Raw genomic sequence first — 21,605 nt, forward strand, 5'->3', positions numbered from 1 at the left:
TCCTAAAATTTCTTGTGGTGCGAGCGTTCCCGCTAGCCACTCATACAAATCTATCAAGACAATTAACACTCTCATTAACTCAGCTTAACTTTATAAGTCTATCCTCTTGTTGGAAATAGCTTAGTGAGTAGATGTGGTAATGAGAATTCTTATTTAAAAATTGAGAAATACGTGAACTTTATCAACCATACTAAGCAATTTGTCTAGATATGGAAAGTTGGCAAATATTCTCAATCTTTGCTCTAAGTATTGCACACCATCTACTCATATTTTAGATGCAGATATGGAGAGGAGACTATGGCTTTCTCAAGAAGAAAATTTTTTGCCCTAGCAGGTACAACTGCTGCAACTCTAGTTGTTGGAGAGAACCTAAGAGGTCTTTACGCAATAGCACAAGGTGCATCGTCAACAACTTATGGCTATGGTCCTCTAATCAAAGACCCTAATGGCTTGTTAGACTTACCTGCTGGGTTTCGTTACAAAGCCTTTTCCCGAACAGGCGATCTCATGAGCGATGGTAACCCCGTACCTGGTGGTCATGATGGTATGGCAACTTTTGCCGGACCCAATCGCTCTGTCATCTTAGTTCGCAATCACGAACTCAGCCCAAATTCTTCAACTGAGGTTAAAGGCAATAAGTATGACGAGCTTTGTAAGGGTGGTACAACAACATTAATTGTTAACCCAGAACGCGAGCTTGTTAGAGATTATGCTTCACTAGCAGGAACCTACCGCAACTGCGCTGGGGGTCTGACTCCTTGGGGGTCATGGATTAGTTGTGAAGAAAATACCTCCACTCCAGAGACCACCCCAGCGACAATACAACAACCAGCAAATTCTGGCATTTTCGTACCTAACCCAAACAGAGTGACCAAACGCCATGGGTACAACTTTGAAGTTCCAGCACTTCGGAAGCCCAAAAAAGGTACTGTAGACCCCGTACCTTTGCTAGAAATGGGTCGGTTCAACCACGAAGCTGTGGCTGTAGATCCCAGAACAGGAATTGTCTATCAAACAGAAGATGCAGGAGACAGCCTCTTCTACCGCTTTATTCCTAACAGACCGGGCTTCTTGCAAGAAGGTGGTGTTTTAGAAGCTCTTGCGATCGTCGGTTTATTTCAAGAAAATACCAAGACTGGTTTCCCTGTAGGGAAAAAATACCAAGCAGAGTGGGTTCGTATTGAAGATTACGATCCTTATGAAGACACCGTGCGGAAAGAAGGTTTTGCCAAGGGAGCCGCACAATTTTCTCGTGGTGAAGGAATATGGTATGGCAATGGAGAGTTTTACTTCTGTTGCACAAGTGGCGGTGCTAATAGCGGTGGTCAAGTTTGGCGTTACATCCCAGGCAGAACTGCTAAAGATGGCGGTACCATTGAACTATTTGTTGAGCCAAATGATAGTAGCGTGTTAGATAGTCCCGACAATATAGTTGTAGCTCCTTTTGGAGATCTCATTTTGTGCGAAGATGGTGATGATGAGCAATTTGTGGTTGGGGTAACTCCTGAAGGTGGACTTTATCAGTTTGCTCGCAACGCCCTGAATGAAAATGAGTTTGCCGGTGCTTGCTTCTCGCCAGATAATCAAACTTTGTTCGTGAATATCCAAACTCCTGGTATCACTTTTGCTATCTGGGGACCTTGGGCTAAATAATTATCCGATTTTGGATTTTGAAGTAAACTTAGCTCTTGTGGGGTGGGCGTCCTCGCCCGCCCTACCGTACATTCCCATAAGTGCTACTTGTTACTTTACATAAACAAGCACAGGCAATATAGGATACTTTGCTTTTAGTGATAACTGCTTGCTTGACGAGTAAACATGAGGTGATACTGTCCGCCCAATGCCATAAGATCCTCATGAGTTCCTGCTTCTATAATTTGACCGTGTTCCATGACGACAACTCGGTCTGCAAGTTTTGCCATTGCAAGGCGGTGACTGACAACAACTGCCATTCTTCCTTTGGAGATCTTACGAAAAATGCCGTAAATTTCATTTTCTGTTTTCGGGTCTAGATTGGCTGTCGGTTCGTCAAGCACGATCAGTTCTGCTTGGGACATTCGGAGTAAAGCACGAGCGATCGCTAAGCGTTGCCATTGTCCGCCAGATAAATCTACGCCTCCTTCCAACTGCTTGCCTAAAAGAGTTTCTAGTCCTTGCTCTAGCTTTTCTACAACCTCAGCCATACCTGCTTCTGAAATTGCTTCTTGGATAGTACGTTCATTTTCAAGTTGGTCAAGATTGCCAAAGGCAACATTTTCTTTAACTGTTGTGGGAAAGCGGGCATAATCTTGCATAACAACAGCAATACGGGAACGTAAATCTTCTAGTGAGAGCGATCGCAAATCTTGCCCATGCCAAAAAATCGTACCATGGCTTGGATCGTAAAGGCGACATAACAGTTTAGCAAGAGTTGTTTTGCCCGCACCGTTTTCACCCACTAGCACAATCATCTCGTTGGGATGAATTGTCAGGTTAATCTCGTTGAGGATAGGGCGATCGCCATTTGGATAGGCAAAAGAAAGATTTTGAATTTGAATACCAGACAAACTTGAACCCACGGTAGGCTCAAATAACTCATGATTCTCCTCAGATAACTGGGGCTGCAACTCTAAAAGTTGAAAAATTGGTGTAGTGGCGAGTGCTACATCATACAATTCTCCACCACCATCGATAAGTGCGAACAAACTCCTTCTCAATTGCAGAATCACCCCACTGTAAAGAGCTAAATCCCCCAAAGTATATGTTTTATTTAGAACTCCTAAAACTACGTATGCATAAGGTAATGCTACACCTAATCCACTCAGCAACGACCAGGCAAATATCATCATCGTACCCTGGCGGCGAATTTGTTCCATTGCCTGAAATATGGTTTTGAACAGTCTTTGCCAGCGATCGAGGAGTACTTTTTGCAGATGAAACAGGCGCAATTCTTTTGCGTATGTTTCCCCAATTAAAACTGTCTTGTACAAGTCCATTTCACGAGCAAGAGAAGCTTGAGTTTTTTCCACTCTCCAACTTTGCTTGCGGTATTTTAAATCTACGTAGGCTGCGGGAGTTGTACAAAGTAATAAAATCAGAGGTATCCACCATGTTAAAGCTCCAGAAAGTAAAACGGCTGGAATAAAGATTAAAACACCCTGTAACGTTTGCACTAGGCGGAATATGAGTTCTCTGAGTCGCTGTACTCCCTTTTCTGTCAACGTCACTAAATTTAGCAACTCGGGTGTTTCAAACAAAGCAATATCCTTAAAATTGGCAACTTTGTCCAGCATTAATCCTTCTACAACGCCTTTGACGCGATCGCTCAAGGAAGTAAATGTAAAGCTGGTAATTGTGGAAATTGAATCACCGAGCAAATTGAGTAGTAGCAAAGCCACTATACTTGCAAGCAATTGAGGTTGAGAGAGTACTAAATTAACAGCACTTTCAGTAGTTCCTCTAGTAATGACCCGAGTTGCTTCATCAATGATTAATTTATTAAGCCAAAGAACTATAGCGGGTGTAACACCTCCCAGTAACATAAGAATTGTGATATTGCGTACTTGTGCTGGGGCTGCTTGAAACACAATGACTACACTGCGACGGAACGCTTGTAAAGGAGTTAACTCAATGACTTGCATATACCTTGACCTCTAAGCGCCTTATTGCATTAGAACAAAAATCACTGTCTAGAAAATAGAGAGTGGGGAATAGGGAGTAGGGAGTAGGGAAGAGGTATTTTCATGATTGAGGATGAAATTTTTTCATCGCGACTGTCTTGTTGGAACAGTTAATTCATAATTACTGTCTCAATGGGTGATTCTATTAAATCCTAGACTCTCTATACAATAATCCCAGTCAGGAATTAAAATTCTAACAACTATGGCAGCGTTAAAAACTTCTCCTAAACTTTCTTTTAAAAGGTTTTTTCAGCATCTCGATCCTCTATCTAAATTCGTCTTTATCAGCCTTGGGCTTTTTAGTATGGGCTTAGTCGCCTTTAGTATGTGGAGGATTGTGGGTCGTTTTACAGCACCTGAAATTATCCTTGCTGCTGGTGATATGGAAGGAGAAAGCTATATTATAAGTCAAGCAATTGAGAAGGTTGTTGAAAGTAAATCTAATATCAAAATTACAGTACGGGAAACTGGAGGCACTTCACAAAGTTTGGAGATGCTAAAAACAGGTCAAGTACAGATGGCAGCTGCACAAGCAGATGTGGTTTCTGAAGAAATGGATGTGTCCACTCGCAAAACGAAACCATCAAAGTCTGAGGGAGCAAATGCTGGAGTCAGAACTGTAGCTGTTTTATATCAAGATTTATTTCAGTTAGTTGTTAGAGACCCCAGTATTAAGCAATTTACTCAATTAAAGGGAAAAACAGTTGCTTTGCCTGCAAAAGGAGGGCAATATAAATCTTTTCAGAAAATAGCAAAGCATTACGGTTTATCAGATATTACGATTACAGGAAGTTTAAAAGGTCAACAAGATTACGACGATACAAAAGCAGAAGAAGATTTTAAATCTGGTAGGGCAAATGCTCTGTTCCGCGTCCGTGCTGTTGGAAATAGAGGAATCTCAACACTTGTAGAAAATCACAATGGCAGATTGGTTGCTATTCCACAAGCAGAGGCTATGAAAATTAAGCATCCTGCTTTTGAAAGTACCAAAATTCCCCAAGGTGCATATAAAGGAAATCCTGCTGTACCTGACGAAGATTTACCAACTATAGCAGTATCAAGACTTTTAGTTGCAAGCGATACCGTTGATAAAAGTGTAATTCGAGAAATCACTCGCATTATACTTGAAAATTATCAGGCGATCGCAGATGCTGTATCCCCAGAACACCCTGAAGTTAAACCCCTAGTTGCTAATCTCAAAGACCCCAGAGAATCAGCTAGCGCAGGTCTTCCCCCACTTCATCCAGGTGCGCGTGCTTTTTACGATCGCAATCAGCCTTCTTTTGTTCAAGAAAATGCTGATTATTTAGCTTTAATTCTAACTATTATTCTGATTACTTTTTCCTGGATTCGACAGATAAAAGGGTGGATGGAAAGTAGTAGAAAAAATGAAGCTGATGAATACATTCAATCAGCCATTAACTTAATGAAAGCCAACTCGGGTAATTTAGAAAATCATCAAAAGCAGCTTGATGAAATCTTTAAAAAAGCTGCTGATGCTCTAATTGATGAGAGAATTTCCCAAGAATCATTCCGTACATTTAACGAAGCTTACAAAACTTCTCGAGAAGCAATAGATCGTGAAAGACAACTCAATCAAGAACAAATTGAGCACAAGCAGAGAGAACTTTCCGCCAGTTATATCAAGGCAATAGTTGAGCTATTAAGAAACAGTAATGATAGTAAAGATATACTTCAGCAAAGAGTAGACACTGTTCTTAAAGAAGTAGCAGAAAAATTGGTTGTAGAAGAAATTTCCCAAGAATCCTTCCGCACCTTTATTGAAGCCTATAAAACCACAAGAGATGCAATTGTTGGTAGGTTGGGTTGAGGAACGAAACCCAACAATTCGGTTCCATGTTGAATTTCGTGGCGCAATTTTCTCACATGACCGATTGAGCGTGAACGCGAACCCAACAATTCGGTTCCATGTTGAATTTCGTGGCGCAATTTTCTCACATGACCGATTGAGCGTGAACGCGAACCCAACAATTCGGTTCCATGTTGAATTTCGTGGCGCAATTGTCTCACATGAGCGATTGATCGTGAACGCGAACCCAACAATTCGGTTCTATGTTGAATTTCGTGGCGCAATTGTCTCACATGAGCGATCGCTCGTGAACGAAACCCAACCATTCGGTTCTATGTTGAATTTCGTGGCTCAATTTTCTCACATGAGCGATCGATCGTGAACGCGAACCCAACCATTCGGTTCTATGTTGGGTTTCGTGGCGCAATTTTCTCACATGAGCGATTGATCGTGAACGCGAACCCAACAATTCGGTTCCATGTTGGGTTTCGTGGCGCAATTTTCTCACATGAGCGATTGATCGTGAACGCGAACCCAACCATTCGGTTCTATGTTGGGTTTCGTGGCGCAATTTTCTCACATGAGCGATTGAGCGTGAACGCGAACCCAACAATTCGGTTCCATGTTGAATTTCGTGGCGCAATTTTCTCACATGAGCGATTGATCGTGAACGCGAACCCAACAATTCGGTTCTATGTTGGGTTTCGTGGCTCAATTTTCTCACATGAGCGATTGAGCGTGAACGCGAACCCAACCATTCGGTTCTATGTTGGGTTTCGTGGCTCAATTTTCTCACATGAGCGATTGAGCGTGAACGCGAACCCAACAATTCGGTTCTATGTTGGGTTTCGTGGCGCAATTTTCTCACATGAGCGATCGATCGTGAACGCGAACCCAACCATTCGGTTCTATGTTGAATTTCGTGGCGCAATTTTCTCACATGAGCGATCGATCGTGAACGCGAACCCAACCATTCGGTTCTATGTTGAATTTCGTGGCTCAATTTTCTCACATGAGCGATTGAGCGTGAACGCGAAGCCAACAATTCGGTTCTATGTTGGGTTCAACAATTCGGTTCCATGTTGGGTTTCGTTCCTCAACCCAACCTACGTTGATTGGTTACCGCTTCAATTGCTGCTTCTAAAGCTATGGCAACATGAGTCCAGTGGGTTCCGCCTTGGCAGTATACGACATAGGGTTCTCTTAAAGGACCATCGGCGGAAAATTCAGAGGTACTACCCTCAATAAAAGTCCCTCCAGCCATAACGACTTTACTTTCATAACCGGGCATTTCATCTGGAACGGGGTCAAGATAGGAACCTACGGGTGAATTTTGTTGTATGGCTTTACAAAACGCAATCAATTTCTCGGCAGAACCTAATTTAATTGCTTGAATCACATCCCGACGGGGAACGAGGGGTGCTGGATTTACGGGGTAACCCAATTTTTCGAATACGTACCCAGTTAAGTGAGTTCCTTTCATGGCTTCTCCTACCATCTGTGGGGCAAGAAATAGCCCTTGAAATAGTAATCGGTTTTGGTCGAGGGTAGCACCGCCATAACTGCCAATTCCGGGTGCTGTGAGGCGACAAGCGGCAGATTCTACTAAGTCGGCACGTCCGGCAACATAACCACCAGCTGTTACAATGGTTCCACCAGGATTTTTAATTAACGACCCTGCCATGAGATCGGCACCAATGTGTGTGGGTTCTTGAGTTTCAATAAACTCGCCATAGCAGTTGTCAACAAAGCAAACGGTATTGGGATTTTGCTGTTTGACTAAGTTAATAATTTTTTCAATATCGGCAATTGATAAGCTAGGACGCCAAGAATAGCCACAAGAGCGCTGAATCAGCACTAAACGTGTCTTGTCCTCTACCGCACGGCTTAGAGCGTGCCAATCTACTGTTCCTTCCTCTGTCAGATCCAACTGTCGGTAACGGATGCCAAACTCAAGAAGGGAACCTTGTTCTTGGCCGCGCAGTCCAATGACTTCTTCCAGTGTATCGTAGGGTGCGCCCACTACAGCTAACATTTCATCACCGGGGCGTAGGACACCAAATAAGGCACAGGCGATCGCATGGGTTCCTGAAACAAACTGTACCCGCACAGCTGCCGCCTCAGCCCCCATGATTTGGGCGAAGACCTTATCTAAAGTTTCTCGCCCCAAATCATCGTGTCCGTATCCCGTAACACCTGCAAAATGGTGCGATCCTACACGATAATAGCGGAAGGCATCTAGCACTCGTTGAAGATTTTGCTTGACCTGAGCGTCAATTCCAGAAAAAATTTGTAACAGTGCCAGTTCTGCTTCACGCAGCTGTTCCGAGCTGTTCATCAGTTCCTCTTTTTAAGAAAACATAAAAAACTTGCGGATTTTTGAATCTCGCAGATTAGGCTGAACAATTCCTACTTCGGGTTATTGCATGACACTCGCTACTCCAACCAAACACCAAATTCACTGGGTTAACACCCTCTTTTTCGTTGGTTTGCACATCGGAGCTTTGTTTGCCCTGCTTCCCAGTAACTTTAGCTGGAAAGCTCTAGGTGTTGCTTTCGTTCTGTACTGGGTGAGTGGTGGTTTAGGGATTACTCTAGGATTCCACCGTCTTGTTACCCACCGTAGTTTCCAAACTCCTAAGTTATTGGAGTATTTCTTAGTCTTTTGTGGGACACTTGCCTGCCAAGGGGGACCTATTGAATGGGTAGGGACTCACCGCATGCATCATTTACACTCTGATACGGAAAAAGATCCCCATGATTCCAACAAGGGCTTCTGGTGGAGTCACATGGGTTGGTTGATTTATCAAAGAAAAGAAGATGAATCAGAAATTCCTCGCTTTACTAAAGACATTGCAGACGATCCAGTTTATCAGTTTTTAGAAAAAAATATGATTTTTCTCCAGCTGGCCCTTGGTGCAGTTCTTCTGCTTTTGGGTGGCTGGTCTTTCGTCGTCTGGGGAATTTTTGTTCGCATTGTTTTTGTTTACCACTGCACCTGGTTAGTCAACAGCGCTACCCATAAATTTGGTTACCGCAGCCACGAATCAGGTGATAATTCCACAAATTGTTGGTGGGTAGCCCTCTTGGTGTTTGGCGAAGGATGGCACAACAACCATCACGCTTTTCAGTACTCAGCCCGTCATGGTTTGCAATGGTGGGAACTAGACTTCACATGGATGACAATCCAATTACTTCAAACTCTCGGTCTAGCGACAAATGTCAAGCTGGCAAATAAGTAAAGATAAAGTGTAAAGGATAAAGGATAAAAGTTAATTTTCGATCGTATAGGTCAGAAACCTATATGAGTTAAAATACTCTGGTCTCAGTAAATCTTTTATCCTTCATCCGTCATTCTTCAACCTTTTTTTGCGCTTTGGTGGATTAGATTGTTATAATCCGAACGCTAGTGTTACAAAACTTTGCGTCAAGGCGCTTTTTTGGTGACTTGGTAGTGAAGGTGCTTTTTTAGGTATTCATGATTACATCAACAGTAGACAGCCACAAACTAAATTCTGACTTTGGTCGATCCGAACTGACGCTAAAAGATATTATCAAAAGCTTGCCCCAGGAATGTTTTCAACAGAATTCCCGAAAGGCTTGGACACAATTATTGACTAGCGTGTTGATAGTTGGCTTGGGTTATGCCAGTTTGGTATTTTCGCCTTGGTATCTCCTCCCCTTTGCATGGTTTTTTACTGGGACTGCTTTAACAGGTTTTTTTGTTATCGGGCATGACTGCGGTCATCGTTCATTTGCCAAAAGCCGTTGGGTTAACGATTTGGTAGGTCACGTGATGATGATGCCGTTGATTTACCCTTTCCACAGTTGGCGCATTGGGCATAATTATCACCACACCCACACTAACAAATTGGACGAAGATAATGCTTGGCATCCCATTAGGACAGAAGTTTACGAGAGTTGGGGAAAAGTCCCACAAGGGGCTTTTGAGTGGTTCATGCGCCTCCGATTGTGGTGGGTAGGTTCTATTTTTCATTGGGCAGTAACCCACTTTGATTGGTCTAAGTTTCAAGAAAAAGACCGACCCAATGTCAAGCTTTCTGTAGTGGTGGTCGTTCTGTTTGCTGCGATCGCATTCCCAATTCTTATTGCAACAACTGGTATTTGGGGATTTGTCAAATTTTGGTTTATCCCTTGGCTGGTTTACCACTTTTGGATGAGCACTTTTACTTATGTTCACCACACTACTTCAGACGTTCCTTTCGTTGCAGAGTCTAAGTGGAACGCTGTTACTGCCCAGCTTCAAGGAACAATTCATTGCGATTATCCTCGTTGGATAGAATTCCTTTGCCACGATATTAACGTCCACGTTCCCCATCATGTGTCAACCGCAATTCCCTCTTATAATTTGCGTCTTGCATATGCCAGCATAAAAGAGAAGTGGAGTGCTTATCTGCATTCTGAATATCAATTTTCTTGGTCTTTAATGAAAGAAATTACAGATAAGTGCCAGTTGTATGTTGTTGATGACGGCTATCTGTCTTTCAAAGACTATCGTCAATCAGTGACCAGTGGCCAGTGACCAGATAAAGTAGGTATACTAGTCTATCAACCTTGATTTGATGGATATTGCCTTTGCCGAGAAACCCGGTTTCTTGAAGAAACCGGGTTTATGAAGTCCCTCAAAACACGCATTGGCACTCTAGTACTACTGATGTTTAAATCTTTCAACTGATAGGAAAGATTCTCATTAAAAACCGAATGCAGGTTGACTTTTGCTCACCTGCAAGCAAAGTGCTGCTTTGCATTCATACCAGATAACACCCAACAACAAAATAAAGTGCAAAATACCATCAATTCAACAGATACTCACAGTGGCTGTGCGTCATCTGAAAATGTCACCCAGTTTCCCTTCACTCTAAGTTCTTTAAAAGCTGCAATCCCATCTGAATGCTTTCAGCCGAATGTCGGAAAATCACTGTTTTTCTTTTTCCGTGACATCCTAATTATCACTCTGCTTTACGCAGTCGCTCATCATTTGAATTCTTGGTTTTTCTGGCCTATTTTCTGGGTCATGCAAGGGACAATGTTCTGGGCTTTATTTGTGGTTGGACATGATTGCGGACACCAATCTTTTTCTAAAAAGAAATGGCTCAACGATCTGATCGGTCATCTTTCCCATATACCAATTCTCGTTCCCTATCACGGTTGGCGAATTAGCCATAGAACTCACCATCTGAATACCGGTCACCTAGATAATGACGAAAGTTGGTATCCTATCAGTGAATCTCAGTACAAAGCAATGCCTTTGGAGCAAAAGATAGGTCGATATTATCTGTTTTTATTGGCTTACCCAGTTTATCTATTTAAACGTTCTCCGAATAAAGAAGGCTCTCACTTTTCTCCTAACAGCTCGCTCTTCAAACCTTCTGAAAAATGGGATGTCATTACCAGTACTGTACTTTGGACTTCCATGGTAGGTTTGCTTGGTTTTCTTACCTATCAATGGGGTTGGATGTGGTTGCTCAAATACTATGTTGGACCCTATCTTGTGTTCGTCATGTGGCTGGACTTGGTGACTTTTTTACACCACACCGAACCAGATATTCCTTGGTACCGCGAAGAAGAATGGACTTTCCTCAAAGGTGCGCTTTCAACAATTGACCGCGATTATGGTTTCATCAATCACATACATCATGATATCGGTACTCATGTTGCTCACCATATATTTCTCAACATCCCTCACTACAATTTAAAGAAGGTAACTAAAGCAATTAAACCCATCTTGGGTGACTATTTCCGCAAATCGGAAGAACCGGTCGTCACTTCATTATGGCGTTCTTGTTTAAGTTGCCATTTTGTACCGGATACTGGATCTAAGGTTTATTATACGCGTAATAAGAGTTAGTTGTTGGTTGTTAGTTGTTAGTTGTTAGTTGTTAGTGGTTAAAAAGAACTACTAACCACTAACCACTAACCACTAACCAAAAACTAAAACCTTCCATTACCCAAAACAATATGCTTCGTAGTTGTCAAACTTTCTAGGCTAATTAATCCGCGCCGATGACCTTTTTGGTTTGACATTCCTAGAAATACTGAGTCTCCTCGCGAAGGATTTCGGGAAAACCGGGGAGAAGCGTTGATATAACTAGAAGCACTATTAACTCCTAACGCAAACTGCCGACTTTCTTGATAGGATTCTGTTGCAATGCAATCAGCATGACCGCTACTGTACTGGTTAATCCAGGCTATTGCTGCTTCTAGACTATCCACTAATTTAAAAGCAACTGTTTTTGTTAAGTAAGCGCTTCCCCATTCTGTATCTTTTGCAAGTTGTAATTGAGGAAAGGCATCCACTAGTTCAGCATCTCCCTTGATTTCAAAGCCCTTTTCTTTCAAACTGTTCCATAATGTGACAAAGGATGATGGTAGAGCTTGGCGATGAATCAAGACTTTTTCAATGGCGTTAACTGGATCTGGTTCACTTTGGTGGCTGTCCACGATCATCCAACGCACCATTTCTAAACTGCCATTGAGTGACCAGTAAAGGTAACAGTTACCCATAGCTGATTTGAGAACTGGAGATGTTGAGTGTCGTACAACTTGCTGTATTAAGCTAGAACGTCCGTAAGGAATCACGAGGTTTAGACATTGGTCTTGGATGACTAAATCTCTGATGGATGTTCCATGTTCTTCTGTAATTAACTGTATGCAATCTTCTGGAAGACCAACATCAGATAAGGCATTTGTGAGCGCGATCGCAATTGCGCTGTTAGAATGAATTGCTTCTGTACCACCTCTAAGTATGATACTATTGCCTGTTTTGATGCACAAACCAGCAGCAATTGCTCCCAACTCAGGAAATGCCTCATAAATAAAAGCTATCACACCCAAAGGCATTAACTGTGAGTATGTTTGTGAGTCTTCTAACTGATAGTCAGCGTGTCTGACCCGCCGTAATGGATCTGATAATTCCCCCAACCGTTGGAGAATTGCCACTGTCATCTCCAGCCGTTTTGGAGTCAGTTTCAGCCATTCCAACATTAAATCTGGTAATGCCATTTCGCGACTGGCTTCTAAATCCAAGGTATTGGCTTCTAAAATATCGTCAAACGAGCGCGTGAGCGACTGCGCCATTGACAGCACAGCGCGACTCCTGTCTACGCCTTTTGTCGTTCCTAATTTTAAGGAAGCACTATGGGCGCGTCTCGCACTCATGACTATTGGTTCGGAGTAATCATCAAAATCATCCACTGTCCGCCTCGTTAACGTCTGTAGGTGAGCCAGACCATCAGTGCTGGTAGGATAGCCAACAGAACTGCCACCATCGCCCAAGCAATAATGCTGTAACCACTTGCCAATCGCAGTGCTAATGGTAACCATATAATCACTAGCACGAAAATTATGCCAAGTGCTACTGGCAAATAGTTTTCTCCCAAACGAGGATGGACAACTTGCCAAGAATTTCCCGTCCAGCGCCAAGCTCGCTTGTATGGATAGGTGGTTGATAGCTGCTCCAGTACATATCCATTATCTTCTACTACGAATATTTGCGGACAGCGATCGCATCCAAATGCTTCTGTCAACGTAATCGGAATTAACTGTCCCCGCCGACGACAGGGGCAAAGGTATTCCGTATTCAAATCTATTTTTTCTGGTTTTTGAGGTTGCACAAGCGAACTTTTAACTTGAGCGTGTTTGTTGTTAGCCTAGAGATATAATCTCCTTTAACGTTATTCATTCAGTTGACTATCTTCTCCTGAATTTTTTATAACATTAGCCACTTGGGGTTAAGTCTTTCTCCCCAGATCTATTTTATTTTACCCACCAGCAAGACTGGTTTGGCACACAGCTACCTGGTGTTACTTAATAATATTGTAGTTTGTGAATCTCACAATTTTACTTTACGTAAGTATATTTACTTTAAGTTTCTTACAGCAATTTTCGCTCTTATTAGACTACATGGAGTGGGGTAGGCGTCTGGGGTCCGCCTTATAAGAGAGTGTACGGGCGAGGACGCCCGTACCACAAGAACGGAGATGGATGCACGGTGTTTCACCTTAGTCAGGTAACGACTCTTCTAGATTTGCAGTGTTTGCAGGCGTTAATGCAAAATTTTAATCTTCATTTTACATTTGAGAAGGAAGAGCACTTTATACCTAACTAAGTACCATTCATTCTATAGGAATCATAAATGATTTATGAAAAAATCTTAGTAGGTAGGGCTAAAGCCAATACTGCTCGGTTAAGGGAAATAAAGGGTAAAACAGTGTCAAATGTGTTCGCGTATTAAAAACGATAACTGAAAGCGGATGGGCAAGGTTATTTTTTGTCTTTGAGACTTTCGTACAAATCTATCCAGTTTTGTCTGAGAGAATGAATCGTATTTTTTAAGGTGTCGATTTGCATTCTTCGTGTAACTTGCATAACAGCATCAATATGAGCGGGGCTTCCAGCTTTCCCCAAATGCTTATATTTACTTAATTTATTAGGAGTTTGCGTAGGGAAAATCGGCATTTGAGCGTGCAACTTATAGTACCAGTAAGTTCCTTTTTGACCGCGTGCCTGGTAGCGCAGGACACAACAACCTTCGGGTGCAACTTCTCCTGAAGCTTGAATTTGTTGAATTTGTAGTTGTAGAGTAGCGATCGCTTGCTGTAAGAGTTCGGCTCTGGCAATAATATCGTCAGTTTTCGTAGGCATCAATTGGAATTGGGGAAAGATAGAGTTCTCGAATAGATTACGAGAACAAAAAGTGTTTTAATCAATATTATCTTATACGAAATTTCACTTCAAAACTGAGTGCTAATGATGCTAGTTAACTTTGAATTCAACAATCAAATCCTAAATCGGGCACAATTACTGCTGGCTCTTAACCAGATCATCCCTACCGAGTCGATTATGGCAGCGATTACAACAACGAGTAGTACCGCACGGCGTCAAAGAATACTTCCTACACACGTAGTAATCTCTCTAGTAATCGCCATGAGTTTTTGGTCCTCCGATTCAATCGTGGATGTATTGAAAAATCTCATTCAGGGTTTTAATTCTTTGCAAATCCCCTTTAAGAGACGTTTTAAGATACCAACATCTTCATCAATAAGTGAAGCTAGACAACGAATTGGTGCTGCTGTTATGACTCGTTTATTTGAAATTGTTGCAAAACCTTTAGCAACAATTAAAACACCAGGTGCTTTTTTGGGTGGACTGAGAATAATGGCTTTGGATGGCACAGTTTTTGATGTTCCTGATACAGAAACTAATGCTAAAGTATTTGGTTACCCTGGTTCTCGTCCTGGTACAAATCCGGCTTTTCCCAAAGCTAGGTTAACTTTTTTAGTCGAAGCAGGAACTCATTTAATTATCGACATATTTTGTTGTCCATATCGAATTGGAGAGAGAAAAGGAGCTTTAAAGCTATTAAGAAGTGTTGAGGAGAGTATGTTGTTAATGTGGGACAGAGGACTGCACTCATTTAAAATGATTCATGCTGCAATCAAACAAAAATGTCATATTCTTGGTCGCGTGCCATCTCATGTAAAATTTGAGTTTGTTAAAGCTTTTCCTGATGGTTCCTATCTAAGTTGGCTTGCTCCTGATGGAAAGTCAAGAAAGAAGGGAGCGACGAAAATACCTGTTCGTGTCATTGAATATATTATTGAAGTTGAGGGTGTAGAAAAGGTGTATCGTTTAGTAACTGATTTGATGGATATTTCAACTTTTCCTGCATTGCTCTTAGCCCAAGAATACCATCAACGGTGGGAAGCTGAGAACACCTTGGATGAGTTAAAAGTCCATCTGAACGGTCGTAAAATTCCTATCCGCTCGAAGAATCCTCGTGAAGTTATCCAAGAAATTTATGGTTGGTTACTAGGACACTATTGTATACGTTATTTAATGTTTCAAAGTGCAGCAATCAAGGGAATATCTCCCCTAAGTTTAAGTTTTACCAGTTCTCTAAGAGTTGTCAGACGTGCTATTCCTCAGTTTCAACAGCAAGTTAATCATTCTCTTGAGAATATGAATATATATTTTAGCTGGTTAATCTGGGAAATCTTAGACTTACAAATACCACCAACCTCAGGCAGAACTAATCCGAGGGTAATCAAGAAAACTCGTTCTAAATTTAAAACTAAAAAACGATGTCATAGAAATAATTATACTCCCCGGCAACAACTATCTTTTACAATTTTTACAACCGCTAGTTGACATCATCTAGTAGTAGAAGATAGTTGAACTAGATAGAAAATTAAAAGGGACAAGGTTTAGAGATTTTTTCAATTAAATATAAACATTCTTGAGAGATACTTGCTCATCTCTTGTGGGTTCATTTATACAAATTTCTCTCATTTTTGTTCTCGTAAATAAAACGAGAACAGTTTCTTCGGAATTTTAGGCTTCACTTTCCCTTAACCGAGCAGTATTGCAACAGTTCCTCGGTGACAAACTAGATTCGCTTGACGAAGATGAACTGTGCCAGGTATACCCTTATGGTGTGAGTTACCATCAATTGGAAACGGTTATTCGCGAACTCAACTTGCCAGTAGTGTTGACAAAGGATATTAATAAAGCTGATGCAATTCTAGCACTGCGATCGCACGCGAGAAAACACTCCAATCTTAGGCGCATGGCAGAAGAATATCAAGTACCCGTCTATACTTTAAAAGCCAACTCCTACACTCAAATTACCCAATCTTTACAACAGGTGTTGGGTATGGAAGAACCAACAACAGACGATGAACCCGAACCCAATCGGTTTGCTCGAAGTGGAAGTGAAGATGATGAAATTGACGCATTAGAAGAAGCTAGACTTGCTGTAGAGGAAATCGTGATTCCCAAGAAACAGCCTGTGGAATTACTTCCTCGTTCAGCAAAAATTCGCGCCATGCAACACGAACTTGTTGAAAGGTACAATCTCAAATCGCAAAGTTTTGGTGAAGAACCTTTTCGTCGCTTGCGAATTTATCCAGCGTGACAAATGACAAAACTACGCACATCTGGGCTGAAATATGGTAGCTTCACCTGAAATGTACCTCACTCCTGAGGAATACCTCCAGATGGAGGAAAAAAACGACATCAAACACGAGTACATTGACGGTTACGTTTACGCAATGGCTGGGGCGCTTGACCCCCATGTCACAATTGCTGGGAACCTGTTTGCACTCCTCCGGAGTCATGTACGCGGTTCGGGCTGTCGTGTTTATATCACTGACGTAAGCAACCTCCGGCTTAAGCCTGGAGGCTTCAGCTAAACCCTGTTTAGTTGAAGCCGAGCTTACCAGACTATCAGTAGTTTACTACTGGGTTTACATTAAGTGTTAAAGTTCTCACCTAAGGATGCGTAGCCAGTTCGTAGCTCTGAAACCAAGCAATTAAACAAGCGTAACGGTTTAAAGCTAGTGTTGTTTGGAAAGTACCGAATGTAAACACAGTCAAGGCTCACATTACTCCTGCAAAGGAAGGCTCGCAAGAGCAAACCCATTATGCGTACAGAGAGAGCGATACCAGTTCGTAACTGCCCGAACGAAAGTAGAAAGCAAAACTACCCGATATCAATCTCTCCAAGGCGGTAATGGTTCACAAAAAAAACAAAATGCAAAGCCGTCCTTCTAGGACGGGGTTTCTACCCAAATTTTCGATGAAAGCACGTATCGAATCTTTAAATCGATATTACTATCCTGATGTCATGGTAACCTGCGACCAACGAGACAGGGAAACTCCTGCGTATAAAAGATTTCCCTGTTTAATTGTCGAAGTTTTATCTGATTCCACCGAAGCCTTCGATCGCGGGGACAAATTCGCCGACTATCAAACCCTAGAAAGTCTCAAAGAGTACGTTCTCATCAACACCAAACGTCAGCGAGTTGAGTGTTTTCGCCGGAATGATGAAGGTCTGTGGGTTTTGCAATCTTACACAGCAGATAATAAGTCGTTTCAACTACCCAGTATTGACTTTGAAGCCACAATCGCCGACCTTTATGAAGATGTAGATCTTTAGAGTCGCTACGTATTCAACATAGATATTGTGCGATTTTTTACTATGATCTTCATCTTTTATACTTTTTCCAAAATTGGCAGAACTAGTAGAATTGCTAACATTACAATTTAAAAAATTTGATAGCGTGTAATTCCATGAATTCTTCCACAAATCAGGTTTATTCCGTTATTTGGCACAATAACTCAGTTTCGCTGATTGACCAAACCCGTTTACCAAGTGAATACACATTTGTAGAAATCAGCCGTTGCGAAGATATGGCGCAGGCGATTAAAACCATGATTGTGCGAGGCGCACCAGCAATTGGTGTGGCTGCAGCATATGGAATGTATCTTGGAGCGAGAGAAATCGAGACGGGCGATCGCGACGAGTTTTTGAATCATTTGGAAAAAGTAGCAGAACTTTTGCGATCGACACGTCCAACAGCGGTGAATTTGTTTTGGGCAATTTCGCGGATGATGAGAACTGCTTATGAAACTCTTGGAACGATTGAAGAAATCAAACAAACTCTTTTGCAAACTGCCCAAGCTATAAATATAGAAGATTTGCAAACCTGTCATGCAATTGGTGACAATGGCTTGGCTGTATTACCCAAGACACCAGCACAACTGACAATACTCACTCACTGTAATGCAGGCGCATTAGCAACAGCAGGTTATGGAACCGCTTTGGGTGTGGTACGTTCTGCTTTTAGAGAAGGGCGTTTAGCGCGTTTGTTTGCTGATGAAACTCGTCCTCGCTTACAAGGAGCAAGATTAACTGCTTGGGAGTGCGTGCAAGAAGGTATTCCAGTCACAGTCATTACTGATAGTATGGCAGCTCACTGCATGAAGCAGGGTTTAATTGATGTTGTGATTGTTGGTGCTGACAGAATTGCTGCTAACGGCGACACAGCCAACAAAATTGGTACATATAGCTTAGCACTTGTCGCTAAAGCACATAATATTCCCTTCTTTGTTGCTGCACCCCTTTCCACTGTTGATTTTTCTTTATCTGATGGTAGCAGAATCCCTATTGAAGAGCGCAATTCAGAGGAAATATATAAAATTGGTAACACAATTCTAACAGCATCCGGCGTAGAATTTTACAATCCAGCTTTCGACGTAACACCATCTAAACTAATTACATCGATCGTTACAGAGCATGGTGTATTTTCTCCTGAAGAATTAATAAAATATCAGGAAAAGAAAGTAGCTTGAAGAAGGGAGTAGGGAATGGGGAGTAGGGAGTAGGGGTAAGAAAATTTTTATGCGATCGGGATGACAGTTTTTTTATGAGGACTGCCTTCCCATTAAAACCTTAAACCAACTCCACCCTGTAAAGAGAAAGCTGTACCACCATCGCGGATAGCATCGAAAGCAATAATAGCATTGCCAAATATCACTGTGTTGCTATTTGGAACTATGTAATCAACACCCGGTTGTAAAGCAAAACTGATTTTATTACCAACCGGCGATGGATCGTCCCCACTAGCAAGCACCACTCCAGCCCCCAAGTAAGCATCTGTTTGCCAGTTGAGAGGAACATCATAAGAAACTGTTGGGACTAGGGCTGCACTCTTACCAATGAAAGCTTGAGCGCGAAGAGAAATTGGTAATTCTAGAAGTTTATAACGACCAGCAATCACCGCGCCGACTTGAACGCCATCTCCAAAACCAATGGCTGGACCGATACCAACATAGCTCCCATATGCGACTTGGGCTTGTGCTGGTTGGGTAAATTGGGCAAAACTTAAAACTGAACTAGCGAAAACAAGAGATGCTAAATACTTTACGTGCCTCATTCCCCAACTCCTTACACAATTTTAGATTTTGGATTTTGGATTTTGGATTTTGGAGTAATCGATTTTGGATTTTGGAGTAATCGATTTTGGATTTTGGAGTAATCGATTTTGGATTTTAGATTGATTTTAAGATTATTCCATTTTTGCAATAAGATCTAGAGAGTAGGTCGTAAAAATTATTACTTTTTCCCTACTACCCAATCCAAAATCCAAAATCCAAAATCCAAAATCCCTATTACGGACACCGAGGATGAAGCCCTCCTTGAGTACAAATGTACGCTATCTGCTTGGGATCTAAATTCTTAACATGAGTAAAATCCACTCCATCTACTGCAGCAGATTTTGTACCGAGAGATGGGGTTTGTACGAATTGATCGGTAGGATCTTGTTTGTTAGGAGACAGAATCGCTCCTTGAAAATCAGCGCCATTGAGATTTGCTCCCCTTAAATCTGCAAGACTCAAGTCAGCATTTCGCAGGTTGGTATTCTCTAAATTAGCAGAGTTTAATACAGCACCCGTCAAGCGAGTTGCACTTAGGTTCGCATCGCTCAAATTAGCACGATCCAAGTACGCACCTGAAAGATCTGAACCTTGCCAATCAGTTTTTACAAGATTAGCAAAAGACAATTGTGCCCCAACAGCAATGACACGACCTAAACGAGCTGCGTACATATCCGCTTCATTAAGTTTCGCATCACCCAAATCGGCTCCCGTGAGACTAGCATTTTGCAGGACTGCATTCCGCAAATCTGCTCCTAGGAGTTGAGCGCTACTGAGGTTAGCACCAGATAAGCGAGCGTTGGATAAGTTGGCTTTGTTGAGGATAGCGCGACTTAAATCCGCACGAATCATGGAAACACGACTGAGGTTTGCTTCAGCAAGATTAGCTTGTGTCATTCGTGCTTGGTTGAGATCGGAAACCCAATCATCATAGGTATCCCAGCGTCCATCCTCACCCAGTCCCCGGAAACGACTGCCTTTAAAAGTCCCTGAGGAGAGATTTGCACCTCGAAACTTAATTCCCCACAAGTCGGCTTTGTCTAATATCAATCTGAAAGAGCTATCCCCAGATCCGCTTGGATTAAGTTGGGCGTTACTTAAATCTACATCTTCCAGCTTACCGTGATATGCAGACAGAACCTTGTTAATTGCTCGTTGATTTGCATAAAGTTGTTTTTGCCGCACTTCTGGAGATTGTGAGCGATCGCTGCCATCTAGTTCGCTGACAAGGAACTGATTCATCCGCTTTAAATTGGGAAGGGCTTGGGGTCCGATACCAACCAGTGCTTGCTGAATTGTATCAATTACAATGGGGTCAGTTTCGCTAACCAGCAGATCGACAAGATACTGAGCCGCTTGTGTGTCATTGAGGGTAGCCATAGCTGAAATTGCACTGCGGCGTTCCTCAACAGTAGCAGTAGAGTCTGGGTTTAGCTGTTTTACCAGTGCAAGAAACTGCTCGCTATTGCTCTGTTCTGTGCCGCGCTGGTTTTGTAAGCTATGAATGTAAATTTGTGTTCCGACTAAAGTCACAAATAATGCACCCACGCTAGCGATCGCAACTCCTAGCAGTGTTTGGTTTGGATTTTGTTGCTGTATCCATTGCCACAAATTTGGTATTTGCCTTGATTCTTCAGGGGTAATCACAACTGAGGCAATAGCAGCTTCCTCATCGCCTTCCGTCCATGGAGATTGACTGCGTTTGGTATCTTTTACGGTAGAAGGTGTAAAAGGTTTGTGAGCATCTACAGTGAAAGTACCAGCGAGGCGATCGTGCAGTGCGCGACGATCTTGCTGCCAGGGGAAGCCTGTTCCTTCTAGCAGCAGCACCACACCAGCCAAGCTCACAAAAGCACTTAAATTAGGAAATAAAAAGCTGTAACGCCACAAAAGATATGCAACGGACATTGGTACAGCCCAACGACCAATTCCTTCCCGTACCAAAATAGGTCCCAACCCGGCTGGCTTGCCGTTCATGGTAACAACTTTAATCCCCAACCATTGTTTGGGGAGTGTGCTTCCTGTTTTAGCAAGTAAGTACAATTGCCAGCCTGACAGTGTTAGAGGAACTAACAAAGATAGCGTCCACAAAAAATTTGTAGGCCATGCTACGTTACGAGCACCGTAGCTCACAGGTAAAGCCAGTGGGCGAGCGATCGCACGTTCTGTTTGTACCAGTACGGGATTAAGCGGTACGCGGTTGACATCACCTTTAGAATTTAAATATGTACCGACACTAAAGGGAATCAAGCCACTCGTAACAACTAGAGTCACTTCTGCTGCCCATGCAGCAATTCGCCTTGTTGTCAAGGGTATAGATTGAGTTTTTCCCCGTTCATTTACGTTACTATTTCTCCTCACACTTGGGGTAGCCATTAGATAATTTCCTTTAACTT

The 21,605-nt window shown here is 42.3% G+C and carries 17 protein-coding genes and 2 pseudogenes; 10 read left to right on the forward strand and 9 right to left on the reverse strand.

The window, feature by feature from the left end:
* Nucleotides 1-297: 297 nt before the first annotated feature.
* Entirely contained in the window at nt 298-1,653 is a 1,356-nt protein-coding gene (locus tag WA1_RS12090; protein ID WP_017749142.1) for an alkaline phosphatase PhoX, read from the forward strand.
* Nucleotides 1,654-1,787: 134 nt separating this feature from the next.
* Here WA1_RS12090 and WA1_RS12095 read toward each other — a convergent pair whose 3' ends face one another.
* On the reverse strand, nt 1,788-3,620 hold the full coding sequence (locus WA1_RS12095; RefSeq protein WP_017749143.1) for an ABC transporter ATP-binding protein: 1,833 nt from the start codon (nt 3,618-3,620) through the stop codon (nt 1,788-1,790).
* A gap of 241 nt (nt 3,621-3,861) precedes the next feature.
* On the opposite strand from WA1_RS12095, the gene WA1_RS12100 reads away from it, so the two are divergent.
* Nucleotides 3,862-5,490, forward strand: a complete 1,629-nt coding sequence (locus tag WA1_RS12100; RefSeq protein WP_017749144.1) for a TAXI family TRAP transporter solute-binding subunit — start codon at nt 3,862-3,864, stop codon at nt 5,488-5,490.
* Here WA1_RS12100 and WA1_RS54880 read toward each other — a convergent pair.
* The 3 genes from WA1_RS54880 to WA1_RS12105 are packed head-to-tail and all read right to left on the reverse strand — an operon-like array spanning nt 5,448 to nt 7,807.
* Nucleotides 5,448-5,795, reverse strand: coding sequence for a hypothetical protein (locus WA1_RS54880; RefSeq protein ID WP_148662674.1), 348 nt, complete (start codon nt 5,793-5,795; stop codon nt 5,448-5,450). The two genes, WA1_RS12100 and WA1_RS54880, sit on opposite strands and share 43 nt — an antisense overlap.
* Nucleotides 5,759-6,511 (reverse strand): hypothetical protein, encoded by a 753-nt coding sequence (locus WA1_RS54885; protein ID WP_148662675.1) that lies wholly within the window; start codon nt 6,509-6,511, stop codon nt 5,759-5,761. Before WA1_RS54885 ends, WA1_RS54880 begins: the two co-directional genes overlap by 37 nt.
* A gap of 54 nt (nt 6,512-6,565) precedes the next feature.
* Nucleotides 6,566-7,807 carry a methionine gamma-lyase family protein gene (locus WA1_RS12105; RefSeq protein ID WP_017749145.1) on the reverse strand — a complete coding sequence of 414 codons (1,242 nt, stop codon included), beginning with the start codon at nt 7,805-7,807 and terminating at the stop codon, nt 6,566-6,568.
* A gap of 88 nt (nt 7,808-7,895) precedes the next feature.
* On the opposite strand from WA1_RS12105, the gene WA1_RS12110 reads away from it, so the two are divergent.
* From WA1_RS12110 to WA1_RS12120, 3 genes are all read left to right on the forward strand, one after another.
* Nucleotides 7,896-8,711 (forward strand): acyl-CoA desaturase, encoded by an 816-nt coding sequence (locus WA1_RS12110; RefSeq protein WP_017749146.1) that lies wholly within the window; start codon nt 7,896-7,898, stop codon nt 8,709-8,711.
* 236 nt (nt 8,712-8,947) lie between these two features.
* A complete protein-coding gene (locus WA1_RS12115; protein ID WP_017749147.1) occupies nt 8,948-10,012 on the forward strand; it encodes a fatty acid desaturase in 1,065 nt (354 codons plus the stop codon).
* Nucleotides 10,013-10,270: 258 nt separating this feature from the next.
* Entirely contained in the window at nt 10,271-11,338 is a 1,068-nt protein-coding gene (locus WA1_RS12120; protein WP_026135287.1) for a fatty acid desaturase, read from the forward strand.
* Nucleotides 11,339-11,421: 83 nt separating this feature from the next.
* Here WA1_RS12120 and WA1_RS12125 read toward each other — a convergent pair whose 3' ends face one another.
* The 3 genes from WA1_RS12125 to WA1_RS12135 form a co-directional block, all read right to left on the reverse strand.
* Nucleotides 11,422-12,648: a glutamate-5-semialdehyde dehydrogenase gene (locus WA1_RS12125; protein WP_051077139.1), complete on the reverse strand. Its 1,227-nt coding sequence runs from the start codon at nt 12,646-12,648 to the stop codon at nt 11,422-11,424.
* Between the two features lie 47 nt (nt 12,649-12,695).
* Nucleotides 12,696-13,103, reverse strand: a complete 408-nt coding sequence (locus WA1_RS12130) for a hypothetical protein (protein WP_017749150.1) — start codon at nt 13,101-13,103, stop codon at nt 12,696-12,698.
* Between the two features lie 649 nt (nt 13,104-13,752).
* Entirely contained in the window at nt 13,753-14,133 is a 381-nt protein-coding gene (locus WA1_RS12135; RefSeq protein ID WP_017750188.1) for a hypothetical protein, read from the reverse strand.
* A gap of 105 nt (nt 14,134-14,238) precedes the next feature.
* Here WA1_RS12135 and WA1_RS12140 point away from each other — a divergent pair, with 105 nt between their 5' ends.
* From WA1_RS12140 to mtnA, 5 genes and pseudogenes are all read left to right on the forward strand, one after another.
* Nucleotides 14,239-15,639, forward strand: coding sequence for an IS4 family transposase (locus tag WA1_RS12140; protein WP_026135398.1), 1,401 nt, complete (start codon nt 14,239-14,241; stop codon nt 15,637-15,639).
* Between the two features lie 253 nt (nt 15,640-15,892).
* Nucleotides 15,893-16,405: pseudogene (locus WA1_RS12145) on the forward strand (R3H domain-containing nucleic acid-binding protein); the annotation flags it as partial.
* A 34-nt stretch (nt 16,406-16,439) separates the two neighbouring features.
* Complete coding sequence (locus tag WA1_RS12150; protein ID WP_026135319.1) at nt 16,440-16,682, forward strand: Uma2 family endonuclease; 243 nt, start codon at nt 16,440-16,442, stop codon at nt 16,680-16,682.
* 383 nt (nt 16,683-17,065) lie between these two features.
* Nucleotides 17,066-17,428, forward strand: a pseudogene (locus tag WA1_RS12155) (Uma2 family endonuclease); the annotation flags it as partial.
* Between the two features lie 134 nt (nt 17,429-17,562).
* On the forward strand, nt 17,563-18,624 hold the full coding sequence (gene mtnA, locus WA1_RS12160; RefSeq protein WP_017749466.1) for an S-methyl-5-thioribose-1-phosphate isomerase: 1,062 nt from the start codon (nt 17,563-17,565) through the stop codon (nt 18,622-18,624).
* Between the two features lie 92 nt (nt 18,625-18,716).
* Here mtnA and WA1_RS12165 read toward each other — a convergent pair whose 3' ends face one another.
* The gene (locus WA1_RS12165) at nt 18,717-19,208 is read right to left on the reverse strand and encodes a hypothetical protein (protein ID WP_017749467.1); all 492 of its coding nucleotides are present in this window, start codon (nt 19,206-19,208) and stop codon (nt 18,717-18,719) included.
* A gap of 235 nt (nt 19,209-19,443) precedes the next feature.
* Nucleotides 19,444-21,585 (reverse strand): pentapeptide repeat-containing protein, encoded by a 2,142-nt coding sequence (locus WA1_RS12170; RefSeq protein ID WP_017749468.1) that lies wholly within the window; start codon nt 21,583-21,585, stop codon nt 19,444-19,446.
* Between the last annotated feature and the right edge of the window lie 20 nt (nt 21,586-21,605).

The sequence above is a fragment of the Scytonema hofmannii PCC 7110 genome, assembly GCF_000346485.2.
Classification (GTDB): domain Bacteria; phylum Cyanobacteriota; class Cyanobacteriia; order Cyanobacteriales; family Nostocaceae; genus Scytonema; species Scytonema hofmannii.